Origin of the sequence: Sphingopyxis sp. Geo25, assembly GCF_949769135.1 — a bacterium.
Taxonomy (GTDB): domain Bacteria; phylum Pseudomonadota; class Alphaproteobacteria; order Sphingomonadales; family Sphingomonadaceae; genus Sphingopyxis.
In genome coordinates this window covers 990,597-1,004,653 of record NZ_CATKOZ010000001.1, presented here as the reverse complement: position 1 = coordinate 1,004,653, position 14,057 = coordinate 990,597, and the positions used below count along the sequence as shown (strand labels likewise).

The following is a 14,057-nucleotide window of genomic DNA, read 5'->3' as shown; positions in this document are numbered from 1 at the left end:
ACGCTCGCCGCCTGCTTGCGGGCGGATGCAGGCAGAGGCATATCGAAGATATGACCCTCACCCCGCAATGGCTGGACGAACTCCGCTCGCGCATCACGCTGTCGACCCTGATCGGCCGCACGGTGAAGGTCACGCGTGCCGGGCGCGAGTATAAGGCCTGCTGCCCCTTCCATAACGAAAAGACCCCCAGCTTCACGATCAACGACGAAAAGGGCTTCTACCACTGCTTCGGCTGCAGCGCGCACGGCGATGCGATCCGCTGGATGACCGACCAGCGTGGGCTGTCGTTCATGGACGCGGTCAAGGAACTCGCCGCCGAGGCCGGCATGGAAGTCCCCGCCGCCGACCCGCGCGCCGCTAAGAAGGCCGAGGAGCAGGCTAGCCTCCGCGACGTCGTACAGGCCGCGGCCGACTGGTTCACCGCGCAGCTCGCGAGCAGCAACGGCGCCCCGGCGCGCGACTATCTGGCGAAGCGCGGCATTTCGGAGGCAACGCGCAAGGCTTTCGGCTTCGGCCTTGCCCCCGACAGCCGCTCGGCGCTGAAGGAAGCGCTCAAGAAATTTCCGACCGCGATGCTCGTCGAATCGGGGATGCTGATCGCGGTCGACGACAAGGAGCCCTACGACCGCTTCCGCGGCCGCCTGATGATCCCGATCCGCGATGCGCGCGGGCGCGTCATCGCATTCGGCGGGCGCATCCTCGGCGACGGCGAGCCCAAATATCTGAACTCGCCCGACACCCCGCTCTTCGACAAGGGGCGCACGCTCTACAATCTCGACAAGGCAAGCCCCGCGTCGCGCCAGACGAACCGGATCATCGTCGTCGAAGGCTATATGGACGTCATCGCGCTCGCCGAGGCGGGGATCGCCGATGCGGTCGCGCCGCTCGGCACCGCGCTCACCGAGAACCAGCTCGGGATGATCTGGCGCATGGTGCCTGTGCCCATACTCTGCTTCGACGGCGACAGCGCGGGGCAGAAAGCGGCGATGCGCGCGGCGATGCGCGCCCTGCCCCTGCTGCGTCCGGGCTTCAGCCTCGCCTTCGCGACCTTGCCCGCGGGGCAGGATCCGGACGATCTCGTCCGGGCGCGCGGATCGGCCGGTTTTGTCGATATTCTGGAGGAAGCCCAACCGCTCGTTGAACGGCTCTGGGCGCACGAAGTCGCGGCAGGGCCGCTCGCGACGCCCGAGGAGCGCGCGGCGCTCAAGACCCGGCTGCTCGCCCATGCCGACACGATTCAGGACGCCGACGTCCGCCACCATTATCGCGAGGCGTTCCGCGAAAAACTCGATGCGTTGTTCGCCCGCAAACAGCCCGAGCGCGGCCCGCGTGTCCCCTGGGCTCCGCAACCCCAGCGCGGCGGCCGCCGCTTCCAGCCCGACCCTCGCCTTCAGCCGCCTGGCGAGGAGACGCGCACGCTCAGCCAGAGCGGCATCGCCGGGCCGCTCGCCGCGGCGTTGCTCGGCGGATTGCTCCGCTATCCGGAGGCGCTTCGCCGGCACGAGGACGAGCTGTTTCGCCTCCCCATCCCCGATTCCGGCGACGCCGAACTGCTCCGCGCAATGCTTGACATCGCAAATGGCCAAGAAGGGCTTGATTGCGAGGGGTTGCTTGCCATATTGGAGCCAATGAAAGTGTATAATAGGGCGATGACATTGCTCAGAGCCGACGGAATGCACTTCTCATTCAATCGCAGGCTCGAAGGCGAAGAGATTGACGCAGCACGCGAAATCGCGCTGCGTGATCTTGACGAATATATCGGCGTGCTGGTCACCCAGCCCGAAATCCGCGCCCGGCTTGCCGAGGCGACCGCGGATTTCCAGCGCACGATGGACGACGAAGGCCTGGCGCGTCAGCAAAAACTGCGCGCCATGGATGAGGAACTGACCCGCCGCCTGGCCGCGCTGTCCGACAGCACGAACCAGTGACGACCATTTTGCAGATGCCCCAAGGCAGGAAGAATTGATGGCCACCAAGAACACCGCAGCCGACACCGATACCGACACCGACGGCCCGCTGATCGACCTCAACGAGGCCGACGTCAAAAAGCTGATCGCGCGCGGCAAGAAGCGCGGTTACCTGACCTATGACGAGCTCAATGCGGCGCTGCCGCAGGACGAGATGTCGTCCGAGCAGATCGAGGACATCATGTCGGCGATCAGCGACATGGGCATCAACATCGTCGAGAGCGACGAAGATGTGCAGGAAGAGGCCGAGCAGGAGGCCGACGACGATATCGACGTCACCTCGAACTCGGGTTCGCTGACCGCACCCGCCATCGAGAAGAAGAAGGAAACGGTCGATCGCACCGACGATCCCGTTCGCATGTACCTGCGCGAAATGGGCGCGGTCGAGCTGCTCAGCCGCGAGGGTGAAATCGCGATCGCGAAGCGCATCGAGGCCGGCCGCGACACGATGATCCTCGGGCTGTGCGAAAGCCCCCTCACCTTCAACGCGATCATCGAATGGTCGAACGCGCTCAACAACGGCGACATGCAGCTCCGCGAGATCGTCGACCTCGAGGCGATGTTGTCGAAGGATCCGGCGCCCGAGAATCTCGACGAGGAAGGCGCCGAGGACGACGGCGAGATCAGCGAAAAGACCGCCGGCGTCTCGTTCAAGGACGAGGACGAGGTCGAGGAAGAGCCTTCGGCCGACGAAGACGACGAAGATGGCGAAGGCTCGTCGGGCAAGCGCGAGACCTTCGAGGAAGACGACGAGGACAATACGCTGAGCCTCGCGGCGATGGAAGAATTGCTCAAGCCCGACGCGCTCGAGAAGTTCGCGAACATCACCAAGAGCTTCAAGGCGTTCCAGAAGCTGCAGGAAGCGCGCCTCGAATCGCTGTCGGGCGGCGAGGAATTTCCGTCGGCGTCGGAAAAGAAGTACCACAAGCTGCGCGAGGAACTCACCGCGCAGGTCGAGAGCGTGCAGTTCCACGGCACCAAGATCGAATATCTCGTCGACCAGCTCTACAGCTACAACCGGCGCCTGACCGCGCTCGGCGGCCAGATGCTGCGCCTCGCCGAGCGCCACAAAGTGCCGCGCAAGGCGTTCCTCGACAATTATGTCGGGCGCGAGCTCGAAGAAAATTGGCTCGACCAGGTCGGCGGCCTCGACAAGAAATGGGCGGCTTTCGCCGAAAACGAAGCCGGCGCGGTCGACCGCATCCGCGTCGAGATCAGCGAAATCGCGCAAGCCGCGGGCATGAGCCTGGTCGAATTCCGCCGCGTCGTGAACATGGTCCAGAAGGGCGAGCGCGAAGCGCGCATCGCCAAGAAGGAGATGGTCGAGGCGAACCTGCGTCTCGTGATCTCGATCGCGAAGAAGTACACGAACCGCGGCCTGCAGTTCCTCGACCTCATTCAGGAAGGCAATATCGGCCTGATGAAGGCGGTCGACAAGTTCGAATATCGCCGCGGTTACAAATTCTCGACCTATGCGACCTGGTGGATCCGGCAGGCGATCACCCGCTCGATCGCCGACCAGGCGCGCACGATCCGCATCCCGGTCCACATGATCGAGACGATCAACAAGCTCGTGCGCTGCAGCCGCCAGTTCCTTCACGAAAGCGGCCGCGAGCCGACGCCCGAGGAAATGGCCGAGCGCCTGTCGATGCCGCTCGAAAAGGTCCGCAAGGTGATGAAGATCGCCAAGGAGCCGATCAGCCTCGAAACGCCGATCGGCGACGAGGAAGACAGTCACCTCGGCGATTTCATCGAGGACAAGAATGCCGTGATCCCGGTCGATGCCGCCGTGCAGTCGAACCTCAAGGAAACCGTCACCCGCGTCCTTGCGTCGCTCACCCCGCGTGAGGAGCGTGTTCTGCGCATGCGCTTCGGCATCGGCATGAACACCGACCATACGCTGGAAGAGGTCGGGCAGCAGTTCAGCGTGACCCGCGAACGCATCCGTCAGATCGAGGCGAAGGCGCTTCGCAAGCTGAAGCACCCGAGCCGCAGCCGCAAGATGCGCAGCTTCCTCGACCAGTAAGGTCGGGAAAAGGCGATGTTGAAATAGCCCCGCTCCGGCGGGGCTATTTTTTAGTCGGCGCGCACTTCGCCGGTTTTCGCGGCGTGACGGAACAGCGCCGCCGAGGTCAGCCACAGCGCGGCAAAGAATGCGCTCAATATCGCGAGGCCGACGATCCCGGCGGGATCACGCTGCGTCGAAGGCGCCGTCCCTATGATCAGCGCGAGCAGCATTTGTACGCCCGCGGTGCCGAGCATCGCGCGCGCCATCCCAGCCGGACGAAAGTCGGCCGAGAAGGCGCCGATCGCGGCGATCAGCACGAGCATGAAAAAGCTCAAATTCACGGGATTGTCCTCGCTACCGACGATACCGACCGCAACATTGACCCACAGCAGCAGGAAGGACACCGCCAGCGCGACGGTTACGCCGCCGCGATAGGCGACGCTTGGCGACGCCAGCGCCGCGCGATCGTAAAGCAGCAAGACCCCGCCGATCAGCACGCCGGCAAAGACAAAGGAGCCCGCGCCCCAGTTCCACTCGCTGCTCACCTGCATCATCGCCAGCGGGGTCAGCAGCAACAGGGCGCCGGCCGTCCATCGCGCGATGCGCCAGCCGTTCCATCCGGTTTTCGTCTCCACAACCATTCGCTTGCCTCCTTGGCCATTTGGGGCTTTAGCTGTGGCCGCGCGGCCGATGAACGGCATGAGCAAGATCTGAGATTTCGCTGAAAAATGGCTGAAACCCGCTTTCGGTTCGATGACTTCGCCGTCGACACGGCGGATCGCAGCTTGCGCCGCGGCGGCGCTGCGCTGGTTCTGAACAGCCGTTATTTCGATGCGCTGGCGCTGCTGCTCGCCGAACGCGGCCAGCTCGTCACCAAAGATCGCTTCATGGCCGAGGTATGGCGCGGCGTCCCGGTCACGGACGAAGCACTGACCCAGTGCATCCGCTCGCTGCGTCGCCTGCTCGGCGACGACGCCGCGTGCCCGCGATTTATCGAGACGGTGCCAAAGCATGGCTATCGCTTCGTCGGCGCGGTGCAGGTCGTTTCGACAGACGCGGCGGCGGGGCCGGCACCAGACGCTCCCGGTTCGGTTCTGCTACCCGTCGCGGCAGCAACGATCGGCGGCGGCGCGGCGGGCATATTGGGCGGCACACTCTACGGGCTCGGCGTCAATCTGCAGGGTTTGCAGCCGGGCCTCGGCGCAACCTCGGCGCTGTTCGTCCTGCTTGCGATCAATATGCTCGTTGGCCTCGTCGCCGGGGCGGGCGTCGGCCTCGGCATCGCGCTCGCGACCCGGCGTTGGCCGGTTGGCTGGCAGGGCGGCGTGTTCGGCGGCGCCGCGGGCGGCTTCGTTACCGGCGGCGCGGCGAAGCTCGTCGGGCTGGACGCCTTCCGATTGCTGCTCGGCGAGGCGCCCGGCCGGATGACGGGTGCGCCCGAAGGCGCGGTCCTTGGCGCGGCGGTCGGCCTCGCGGCATGGATCGCCCGACGCCGGTCGCCCGCGCCGGCGCAGGCGATCGCAATCGGTGCGGGCGCGACGGGCGTGGCGGGTTTCTTGATTCCCGTCCTTGGCGGGACGTTGCTCGGCGGCAGTCTCGACCAGCTCGTCCGGCAATTTCCCGACTCGCGCTTCAGTCTCGCGCCGATCGGCCGACTGTTCGGCGAAACGGGCTTCGGCCCGGTCAGCCAGGCGGCGACGGCGGGAATCGAGGGGCTGCTTTTCGGCGCCTGCATCGTCGGCGCCCTCGGCTTTTTCCTTTCGGGCCGCGACGCGGACCGCCCCACGTCTTCCTGAGAGCGGCGTTCGTCGAAAAATTGGTGCGGCGCACAAAAATTTGCGGCTGCCTACTTTAATTGTTCATATTTCGGCGCCAGATGGCGGTCGTCGCCCGATTCCACGCCCTGTCAGGGAGCGTTCATCCGGGACCGCTTAATGGCAAATAATCCCATTCAATGGGAAACCGACCATATCACTGGGAAGGCGGCCCGATCCGGCCGACCATCGAAATCCCGGAAAACAGAGAGAATGCACGAATTGGCACGGGCATTGCTTAGCAGTGGGTACGAACGCGGCTCCCCCTCCGCCGCGGCCAAAGGGAAAGACAAGACGATGCAGACCGAAACCGCAAACCTCTTCCGCCGCCGCGATACCTTCTTCGGCATCTGCGAGGCCGTGGGCCAGGATTTCGGGTTCAACCCGCTGTATCTGCGTCTGGCGTTCATCGCGCCGCTCTTCTTCTTCCCGGTGCAGACTTTCGCCGCCTATTTCGCGCTCGGTTTCATCGTCCTCGCCTCGCGCCTGCTCTTCCCAAACAAGGCGGCGGCGGTCGAAACGCCGGTGCAGACCGCGGCTGAACCCGCGGCCGCCGAGGAAGAAAAGACCGAGGAGTTCGCGCTCGCGGCTTGACGGGACACGGACCGGGCATCCCCCCCTCTCCCCGCCCCGTCCGCACCCGCAACGCATGGCGTCCATGTGCGCCATGGCAACCGGGACCGGCGAGTTTCCCCCGTGCTTGCCGGTCCCTTTGCGTGCATCCTGTCCCCATCCGGCACAGCCGTCATGCAATTGAAAGCTGGCTTATAAACGGGACGTTTACGACGTTCGCGTAAGGCTCTTGTCTTGCAATCACGCGCGTCGGGCAGCGATCCGGCGCCACAGGCAAGGATCAAGCGTTGAGCCAGTCGACCCAGCCCAAGCTGCAAACGCGCGGCGTCGCCGAACTGCTCGACAATCTGGTCGCCGGCGAGGGCACCGGCGCGCATCCGCACATCAGGTCCGGGGCGCTGTCGAGCGGTCCGCAAGCGATGCGCAATCTTGCCGATGCCGTCCATTTCATCGGTCTGCTCCACGGCCGCTACCCCGGCGTGGTCGACAGCGCCGCGCGCAAGGCGATCGATCCCGCGTCGCGCAAATGGATGGAGGAAGCCGCGCAGGCCTTTGCCCAGGAACGCGCCTTCCTGTCGAAGATCGCTGCCGCCGCCGGCCCGGTGCCCAGCACGCAAGGCCAGGCGCAATGCGAAGCCGCCGTCGCGGCGCAGCGCCGCGCGCTCGACATGCTCGCCGAATCGGACCGCCAGGGCTGCGCCATCGGCGCCGCGATCGCGCTGACGCTCGACTGGCGCACGATCCGCGTCCTCCTCGACATCAGCGCGCAGCGGCTCGAGATGACGGTGCCGCGCTGCACGCTCCCCGACCTTCGCGACACGGCGCGGGTCGCGGCACAGGTTGCCGAAACCCCCGCGGTCGAGCGCGCGATAGCGTTCGGCGCGCAGCAGCTGATCGCCCAGCATAGCGGCCTATGGGATCTGCTCGCCGCGCGCGCCGCCAGCCGCGCCCATAGCTGACCAACACCTCCCTCTGCCGAGGGAGGGCAGATTCGCTTGCGCCCCCTGCGCCGCTGTGCCATTTCGCTTGACGTTCACGTTAAGGGAAAGAGCCGATGCGTTTCGAAGGTACCAGCGCCTATATCGCCACCGACGATCTGAAGGTCGCGGTCAACGCCGCGACGATGCTGCGCCGTCCCTTGCTCGTGAAGGGCGAACCCGGCACCGGCAAGACCGTGCTGGCGGAGGAAATCGCCAAGGCCTTCGACGCGCCGCTGATCACCTGGAACATCAAGTCGACCACGAAGGCCCAGCAGGGCCTTTATGAATATGACGCGGTTGCGCGCCTGCGCGACGGCCAGCTCGGCGAAGAGCGCGTTCACGACATCCGAAACTATATCAAGAAGGGCAAGCTGTGGGAGGCGTTCACCTCGCCCAAACTCCCCGTCCTCTTGATCGACGAGATCGACAAGGCCGATATCGAATTCCCGAACGATCTGCTGCAGGAACTCGATCGCATGGCCTTCCATGTCTACGAGACCGACGAGACGATCAGCGCCAAGGAACGCCCGATCGTCGTCATCACCTCGAACAACGAGAAGGAACTGCCCGACGCCTTCCTGCGCCGCTGTTTCTTCCACTATATCAAATTCCCCGACCGCGACACGATGGCCGACATCGTCGAGGTCCACTTCCCCGGGATCCAGAAGACACTGGTCAGCCGCGCGATGGACATCTTCTACGACGTCCGCGACGTGCCGGGGCTCAAGAAGAAACCTTCGACCAGCGAACTCATCGACTGGCTGAAGCTGCTCCTCGCCGAGGACATGCCGCTCGAGGTGCTGCAGAACCGCGACGTCGGCAAGGCGATCCCGCCGCTCCACGGCGCGCTGCTCAAGAACGAGCAGGATGTGATGCTGTTCGAAAAGCTCGCCTTCATGGCGCGCCGTCAGGGCGCTTGATGGTCTATACCGGCCGCTGCGCGTGCGGCGCGGTCGAAGTCCGCATCGACGGCGAACCGCTCGCTGTACGCCAATGCTGGTGCCAGCACTGCCAGAAGATCGCGGCGGGCGGGCCCACGCACAATGCGATCTTCCCGACCGATGCCATTATGACCGACGGCATCACGGCGTCCGACAGCTATGTCGCCGACAGCGGCAACACCCTCACCCGCTCGCATTGCGCCGCGTGCGGAACGCCGATGTTCAGCGCGTCATCGGCGCGGCCACAGATGCGCGTCGTGCGCTTGGGCGTGCTCGACCAGCCGCACGGTCTCAAGCCGACCGCGGCGATCTGGACAGGCGAAGCGCCCGACTGGGCGATCCTCGATCCGGCGTTAGAGCAGTTCCCAGCGCAGCCACCTGCGCCGCCCAGCCCTCAGAGCTGATAGGCGACCTCGACGTCGCCCCAGCGGCGGCCGTTGATCACCGCGGGCATATAGACGTTGCGCACGGTCAGATAATTGATGCCGTCGCCTTCCTGGCGATAGACCGTCATGAAGAAGGGCGCCGTGCTGCGCTTCGCCGCCGCGTCGGTTTCGTCATACAGGATGCGGCCGTTGCGGCAGTGCGCCGTATCATGCTCCAGATCGCCCGTCGGCGCGCGCGAGCATTCGGTGATGTGCGTCGGCAGGAAGCCGTTCATGTCGCCCGCCGACGACATCTTGATCTCGGGATGCTCGGCGACGATGCGGTCGAACAGCGGGCGCCAATTGGCATCCGCCCAGTCGCACAGCGTGGTGCGAAAGCGTTCGGGGTTCGAATTCGGCACGCGCACATAATTGGTATCGAACAACTGCTCCATCGAGAGCTCGCCGCGTTCGATCGCTCGTTCGGCAAGGCCGACGAATTCGTCGCGAACCTGCGCCGCGAGCGCGACGATCGCCGAATCCTGTGGGCTGACCCCGGCGGAAATCACCGCGTTGAACATGCGGTTGGAGACATGCTCCATCGACAGGATCGAATCGCGCGTGCCGTCGAGGGTTGCGCTGTTGTCGCGCACCGAGGTGACGACGCGGTCCAACGCCTCGCGAACCTTGGCGCCATTTGCATGGACCATGGCCGAGCTTTGCGCGATGCGGTCGCTCTGATCGTCGAGCAATGCGACAAGGTGGGTCGCATCGTGCAGCGCCTCGGTGATCGTCTCGAACTGCGCCTCGGCGCGGCTCGACTGCTCGACCCCCGACTGGATCTCGGTGACGAGCCCGCTCGCCTCGGCGGCAAGGCTGCCGATGCTGCGGCGAATCTCGTCGGTCGCGCCGCGCGTATTCTGCGCCAGCTTCTTCACCTCGGCGGCGACGACCGCAAAGGTGCGCCCCGCATCGCCCGCGCGCTCGGCCTCGATCGCGGCGTTGAGCGCCAGCATATTGGTGGTCTTGGCAATCTGTTCGATCGACTGGCTGACCTGCTGCACCTGCTCCATCACCGCCGCAAAATTGGTGACGTGGGTGCCGAGCCGCGCGACAAGGTCGATGACCGAGCGAAATTCGCTGACCGCCGCGTTGACGCGTTCGGCGCCGGTGTCGAGCTGTTCGCACGCACGCGCCGAGAGCAATTTCGCCTCGTCGGTCGAATCGGCGATCTGGCGCTGGTCGTTTTCCAGACTGACGACGAATTCCTCGAGCCGGCCGAGCTCGGAGATCTGCCGGTCCATCTGGTCGGTCGCGCGCTTGATGCGCCCCGCCGCGTCGCTGCACCCGACGGCAAGCTCGCCGCAGTCGCTGGCGACCGACTGGTCGAGCAGCTGCGCGGCCGGATTGATCGGATCGAATTTCATTGCGCACCCACGTCCCTGAATGATCGCAAAGCTATGCCGAACATTGGTTAACACGGGGTCAAGACGCTTTCCCGACGGCGGCGCGATATGGCAAAGTTCAGGAAAGTTCAGCCTTGTGCGCCGCCCGTTTCGGACCGGGGGATTGCCGAACGCCTCTCGCCCGCCTTGCCGCGTTGATCCACCACATGAAAGAGCCGGATGAAGGCTGGCACGGCCGGACAATGTAGGAAAGGCCTTTATTTGCGTCGGCTTTGGGGTGGTGAGGGGACGTTCGCTGATCCTCATTCGTCATCCCGGACTTGATCCGGGATCCACGGCGACGGCGAAGTCATGGACCCCGGATCAAGTCCGGGGTGACGATGAAGGAATTATCCTCCCTGTGGCGCAGCCATGGGGAGGGGGACCGTCGCCGCAGGCGGCCGCGGCCGCGCCACTTGCCCCTCCGTCAGCGCTTCGCGCTGCCACCTCCCCATGCCTGCGGCACAGGGAGGATCAATGTCCCCAATCGGTCGAAACTCGTCATTGGCAAAACCGTCCCGCACCTCTTGGCAATCTGCTTTACGTTCACGTAAAGTGATTGCGCGCGCCGCGCGAACGCGATACGCCTGCGCTCATGCTTCTGGGCTTTCTCGACGAACTTCGGGCCGCGGGCATTCCCGCCAGCCTGAAAGAGCATCTGCTGCTGCTGGAGGCGCTCGACCGCGAGGTGATCGACCGGACGCCCGAGCAATTCTATTATCTCAGCCGCTCGATCTATGTGAAGGACGAGGGGCAGCTCGACCGCTTCGATCAGGTCTTCAACAAGGTCTTCAAGGGTCTGCTCACCGATTACGGCCAGAACCCCGTCGATGTGCCCGAGGAATGGCTGAAGGCGGTCGCCGAGAAATACCTCACCCCCGAGGAGATGGAGGCGATCAAGTCCCTGGGCGACTGGGACGAGATCATGGAGACGCTGAAGAAGCGGCTCGAGGAACAGCAGAAGCGCCATCAGGGCGGCAACAAGTGGATCGGCACTGGCGGCACCAGCCCCTATGGCAATTCGGGCTATAACCCCGAGGGTGTGCGGATCGGCGGCGAGAGCAAGCACAAGCGCGCGCTGAAGGTCTGGGAGAAGCGCGAGTTCCAGAATCTGGACAACACCAAGGAACTCGGCACCCGCAACATCAAGATCGCGCTCCGCCGCCTGCGCAAATTCGCGCGCGAGGGCGCCGCCGACGAGCTCGACATTCCGGGCACGATCGACGGGACCGCGCGGCAGGGCTGGCTCGACATCCGGATGCGGCCCGAACGGCGCAACGCGGTGAAGCTGCTGCTGTTTCTCGACGTCGGGGGGTCGATGGACCCGTTCGTCAAGCTCTGCGAAGAATTGTTCAGCGCCGCGACGACCGAGTTCAAGAATCTCGAATTCTTCTACTTCCACAACTGCCCGTACGAGGGCGTGTGGAAGGACAACAAGCGCCGCTGGTCCGAGCGCCACCAGATGTGGGACATCCTCCACAAATATGGCCACGACTATAAGCTGATCTTCGTCGGCGATGCGTCGATGAGCGCTTATGAGATCACCCACCCGGGCGGCAGCGTCGAACATTTCAACGAGGAGTCGGGCGCGGTCTGGATCCAGCGCATGACGCATGTCTATCCGGCCGCGGTGTGGCTCAATCCCGTACCCGAGGCGCATTGGGGTTACACCCAGTCGGTGAAGTTGATCAAACAGCTGATGAACGACCGCATGTACCCGCTGACCCTCGCCGGGCTCGACGATGCGATGCGCGAGCTGACGCGCAAGCACTAGGCGCCAACCACTCCATTTCCGTCATTGCGAGCGGCGAAGCGCCGTGGCAATCCAGCGCCCGCGTAAACCGCCCTGGATTGCTTCGCTTCGCTCGCGATGACGAGACATCCGCTTCCTCCCTATTAGGCCCGCCATGATCGACCTCCCCCTCGTCACCATCCTGCTGCTGACCGGCTTCATCAACCTGATCGGCGCGCTCGCCTATGCCGCGCGCATCGCCGGCGTCCGGACGCGCCGCATCGCGATGTCGTTCGCGCTGTTCAACATCCTCGTGCTCTTCTCGCGCACCTCGAACAGCTTTTTGGGTCCGTTCCTCGCAAAGCGGATCGAAACGCGCATCCACGCGGGCAGCGGCGCCTCGCTGTTCGTCGACATGCAACTGGTTCTGGCGGCCGCCAGCGTCGCGACCTTTATCGGCATCCTGCTGGTCCCCACGGGCCAGCGCATGTTCGCCGCCGCGATCGGCTGGTATCAGAACAACCGATCGACGACTAAGCTCGCGATGAAGGCGATGAGCCCGAGCGGCCTTCGTACCCTCCGCGCATCGCTGACCATTCCCAGCTTGTCGCACCTGAAAGCGTGGAAGATGCCGAAGGGGATCGGCTGGGGCGTGCTGATCGCCAACTGCCTCGCGCAATCGCTGATCGCGGTCGGCGTCGTGGCCTCGCTCTACGCGGGCTATCTCGCCCCCGAATTCCGCGTCACCGCCTCGCAGCTGTCGGCGCTGATCAACGGCTTCGCGACCATCCTTCTGTTCGCGTTCATCGACCCGCAGCTATCGGTAATGACCGACGACGCGGTCGAGGGGAAGGTCGACGAGGCCGATTTCCGCCGCGCGATCACCTTCATCTCGCTGAGCCGCCTCGCGGGCACGATCCTGGCGCAGGCGCTGCTTATCCCGGCCGCGACCTTGATCGCGTGGGTCTCGGTCCACGTCTAACCGAAGGGCCGATCGATCGAAGGCGGCGGTTCGCTGAACCATTTCGGGCCGTTGTCGGTCATGTAGAAACAGTCTTCGAGGCGGATGCCGAATTCGCCCGGGATGTAGATACCCGGCTCGTTCGAGAAGCACATCCCCGGCGCCAGCTTCGTCATCTCGCCATGGACCAGGTTGACCGGTTCGTGCCCGTCGAGGCCAATGCCATGACCGGTGCGGTGCGACGTGCCTGGCAGCTTGTAGCCCGGTCCCCAGCCGAGATTCTGGTAATAGGCGCGCACCGCGTCGTCGACCGCCCCCGCGGGCGTGCCGAGCTTCGCCGCGGCGAAGGCGACGTCCTGTCCCTTGCGCATCTGCTCCCACACCTGCCGCTGGCGCGCGTTCGCCTTGCCGTACACGAACGTCCGCGAAATATCGGACTGATAGCCGTGCACCGTCGCGCCGCAGTCCATCAGCACGACCTCGCCGTCCTTCACCGCCTGCGGCTTGCCCGACCCGTGCGGATAGGCGCTCGCCTCGCCGAGCAGGATCAACTCGAATTCGCTCTGCCCGCCGAGCGCCTGCGTCGCGGCCTTCATGATCGCGCCGATGTCGGCGGGCGTCATCCCCGCCTCGATCCGCGGCGCCGTATGGCGATAGGCAGCGATGGTGATGTCGGCGGCGATCTGCATCAGCGCAATCTCGGCCGCCGATTTGTGCATCCGGCATCCGCGCACGACCGGCGCGCCATTGACGACGGTCGCGCCCGGCATCGCCCTTTGCAGGCCGTCCACGGCGAAATAGCGCACCGTCTCCTCTACTCCGATCCGGCCCTTGGCGAGCCCGCGCTTGCCCAGCCATGCCGCGACCGCCGCCAGCGGATTCTCGTCCTCGTTCCACGTCAGCACCTCGGCCTCGATGCCGAGGCTCTCGCGTACCGACGGTTCCTCGAAGAAGGGCGTGACGATCGCCACCTCGCCCTCGCGCGTCAGCACCGCGGCGGTCAGCCGCTCGCTCCGCCACCATTCGACCCCGGTGAAATAGATAAGGCTCGACCCCGGCTCGACCAGCAACGCGCCGATGTCGTTCGCGCGCATCAACTCGGTCGCCCTGGCGATCCGCGCCATGCGCTCGGCCTTGCCGATCGGGACGGCCTTTGCGGCAAGGTTGGGAAGGCCTGCGGTATCGGCGGCGAACCCCGATACCGGCATTGTCGCTGCCAGCCCGGTCAGCGCCGCCTTCCCGAGAAATTGACGCCTCTGCATCGCCGTCCC

General features: G+C 65.1%; 12 protein-coding genes. 9 read left to right on the top strand and 3 right to left on the bottom strand.

What is annotated here, in order from left to right; genetic code table 11:
• The first annotated feature begins 50 nt into the window (after positions 1 to 50).
• Both dnaG and rpoD read left to right on the top strand, forming a co-directional pair.
• Positions 51 to 1,928, top strand: a complete 1,878-nt coding sequence (gene dnaG, locus QOL68_RS05010) for a DNA primase (RefSeq protein ID WP_282947497.1) — start codon at positions 51 to 53, stop codon at positions 1,926 to 1,928.
• Positions 1,929 to 1,965: 37 nt separating this feature from the next.
• Positions 1,966 to 3,993 carry an RNA polymerase sigma factor RpoD gene (rpoD, locus tag QOL68_RS05005; RefSeq protein WP_282947495.1) on the top strand — a complete coding sequence of 676 codons (2,028 nt, stop codon included), beginning with the start codon at positions 1,966 to 1,968 and terminating at the stop codon, positions 3,991 to 3,993.
• Positions 3,994 to 4,043: 50 nt separating this feature from the next.
• Here rpoD and QOL68_RS05000 read toward each other — a convergent pair whose 3' ends face one another.
• Positions 4,044 to 4,610, bottom strand: a complete 567-nt coding sequence (locus QOL68_RS05000) for a hypothetical protein (protein ID WP_283404279.1) — start codon at positions 4,608 to 4,610, stop codon at positions 4,044 to 4,046.
• Between the two features lie 93 nt (positions 4,611 to 4,703).
• Here QOL68_RS05000 and QOL68_RS04995 point away from each other — a divergent pair, with 93 nt between their 5' ends.
• From QOL68_RS04995 to QOL68_RS04975, 5 genes are all read left to right on the top strand, one after another.
• Entirely contained in the window at positions 4,704 to 5,771 is a 1,068-nt protein-coding gene (locus QOL68_RS04995) for a winged helix-turn-helix domain-containing protein (protein ID WP_282947491.1), read from the top strand.
• Positions 5,772 to 6,086: 315 nt separating this feature from the next.
• Entirely contained in the window at positions 6,087 to 6,383 is a 297-nt protein-coding gene (locus QOL68_RS04990; protein ID WP_204994147.1) for a PspC domain-containing protein, read from the top strand.
• 266 nt (positions 6,384 to 6,649) lie between these two features.
• Complete coding sequence (locus QOL68_RS04985) at positions 6,650 to 7,321, top strand: DUF6975 family protein (RefSeq protein ID WP_204994148.1); 672 nt, start codon at positions 6,650 to 6,652, stop codon at positions 7,319 to 7,321.
• A 95-nt stretch (positions 7,322 to 7,416) separates the two neighbouring features.
• Positions 7,417 to 8,262, top strand: a complete 846-nt coding sequence (locus QOL68_RS04980) for an AAA family ATPase (protein ID WP_058453951.1) — start codon at positions 7,417 to 7,419, stop codon at positions 8,260 to 8,262.
• Positions 8,262 to 8,687, top strand: a complete 426-nt coding sequence (locus QOL68_RS04975; protein ID WP_058453952.1) for a GFA family protein — start codon at positions 8,262 to 8,264, stop codon at positions 8,685 to 8,687. Before QOL68_RS04980 ends, QOL68_RS04975 begins: the two co-directional genes overlap by 1 nt.
• On the opposite strand, the gene QOL68_RS04970 is transcribed toward QOL68_RS04975, so the two are convergent.
• Positions 8,678 to 10,075 carry a methyl-accepting chemotaxis protein gene (locus QOL68_RS04970; protein ID WP_058453953.1) on the bottom strand — a complete coding sequence of 466 codons (1,398 nt, stop codon included), beginning with the start codon at positions 10,073 to 10,075 and terminating at the stop codon, positions 8,678 to 8,680. The genes QOL68_RS04975 and QOL68_RS04970 overlap by 10 nt on opposite strands.
• Positions 10,076 to 10,688: 613 nt before the next feature.
• On the opposite strand from QOL68_RS04970, the gene QOL68_RS04965 reads away from it, so the two are divergent.
• Together QOL68_RS04965 and QOL68_RS04960 are read left to right on the top strand one after the other, a co-directional pair.
• Positions 10,689 to 11,867, top strand: coding sequence for a vWA domain-containing protein (locus QOL68_RS04965; RefSeq protein WP_058454148.1), 1,179 nt, complete (start codon positions 10,689 to 10,691; stop codon positions 11,865 to 11,867).
• A gap of 133 nt (positions 11,868 to 12,000) precedes the next feature.
• Positions 12,001 to 12,807: a lipid II flippase Amj family protein gene (locus tag QOL68_RS04960; RefSeq protein ID WP_082657615.1), complete on the top strand. Its 807-nt coding sequence runs from the start codon at positions 12,001 to 12,003 to the stop codon at positions 12,805 to 12,807.
• Here the strand turns inward: QOL68_RS04960 and QOL68_RS04955 are convergent.
• Complete coding sequence (locus QOL68_RS04955; RefSeq protein ID WP_282947483.1) at positions 12,804 to 14,048, bottom strand: M24 family metallopeptidase; 1,245 nt, start codon at positions 14,046 to 14,048, stop codon at positions 12,804 to 12,806. The two genes, QOL68_RS04960 and QOL68_RS04955, sit on opposite strands and share 4 nt — an antisense overlap.
• Positions 14,049 to 14,057: the final 9 nt, after the last annotated feature.

Bases quoted from the DNA above. Each gene is read 5' to 3' on its own strand.
- dnaG (WP_282947497.1), top strand. From the start codon at position 51: ATGACCCTCACCCCGCAATGGCTGGACGAACTCCGCTCGCGCATCACG.
- rpoD (WP_282947495.1), top strand. From the start codon at position 1,966: ATGGCCACCAAGAACACCGCAGCCGACACCGATACCGACACCGACGGC.
- QOL68_RS04995 (WP_282947491.1), top strand. From the start codon at position 4,704: ATGGCTGAAACCCGCTTTCGGTTCGATGACTTCGCCGTCGACACGGCG.
- QOL68_RS04990 (WP_204994147.1), top strand. From the start codon at position 6,087: ATGCAGACCGAAACCGCAAACCTCTTCCGCCGCCGCGATACCTTCTTC.
- QOL68_RS04980 (WP_058453951.1), top strand. From the start codon at position 7,417: ATGCGTTTCGAAGGTACCAGCGCCTATATCGCCACCGACGATCTGAAG.
- QOL68_RS04975 (WP_058453952.1), top strand. From the start codon at position 8,262: ATGGTCTATACCGGCCGCTGCGCGTGCGGCGCGGTCGAAGTCCGCATC.
- QOL68_RS04970 (WP_058453953.1), bottom strand. From the start codon at position 10,075: ATGAAATTCGATCCGATCAATCCGGCCGCGCAGCTGCTCGACCAGTCG.
- QOL68_RS04965 (WP_058454148.1), top strand. From the start codon at position 10,689: ATGCTTCTGGGCTTTCTCGACGAACTTCGGGCCGCGGGCATTCCCGCC.
- QOL68_RS04960 (WP_082657615.1), top strand. From the start codon at position 12,001: ATGATCGACCTCCCCCTCGTCACCATCCTGCTGCTGACCGGCTTCATC.
- QOL68_RS04955 (WP_282947483.1), bottom strand. From the start codon at position 14,048: ATGCAGAGGCGTCAATTTCTCGGGAAGGCGGCGCTGACCGGGCTGGCA.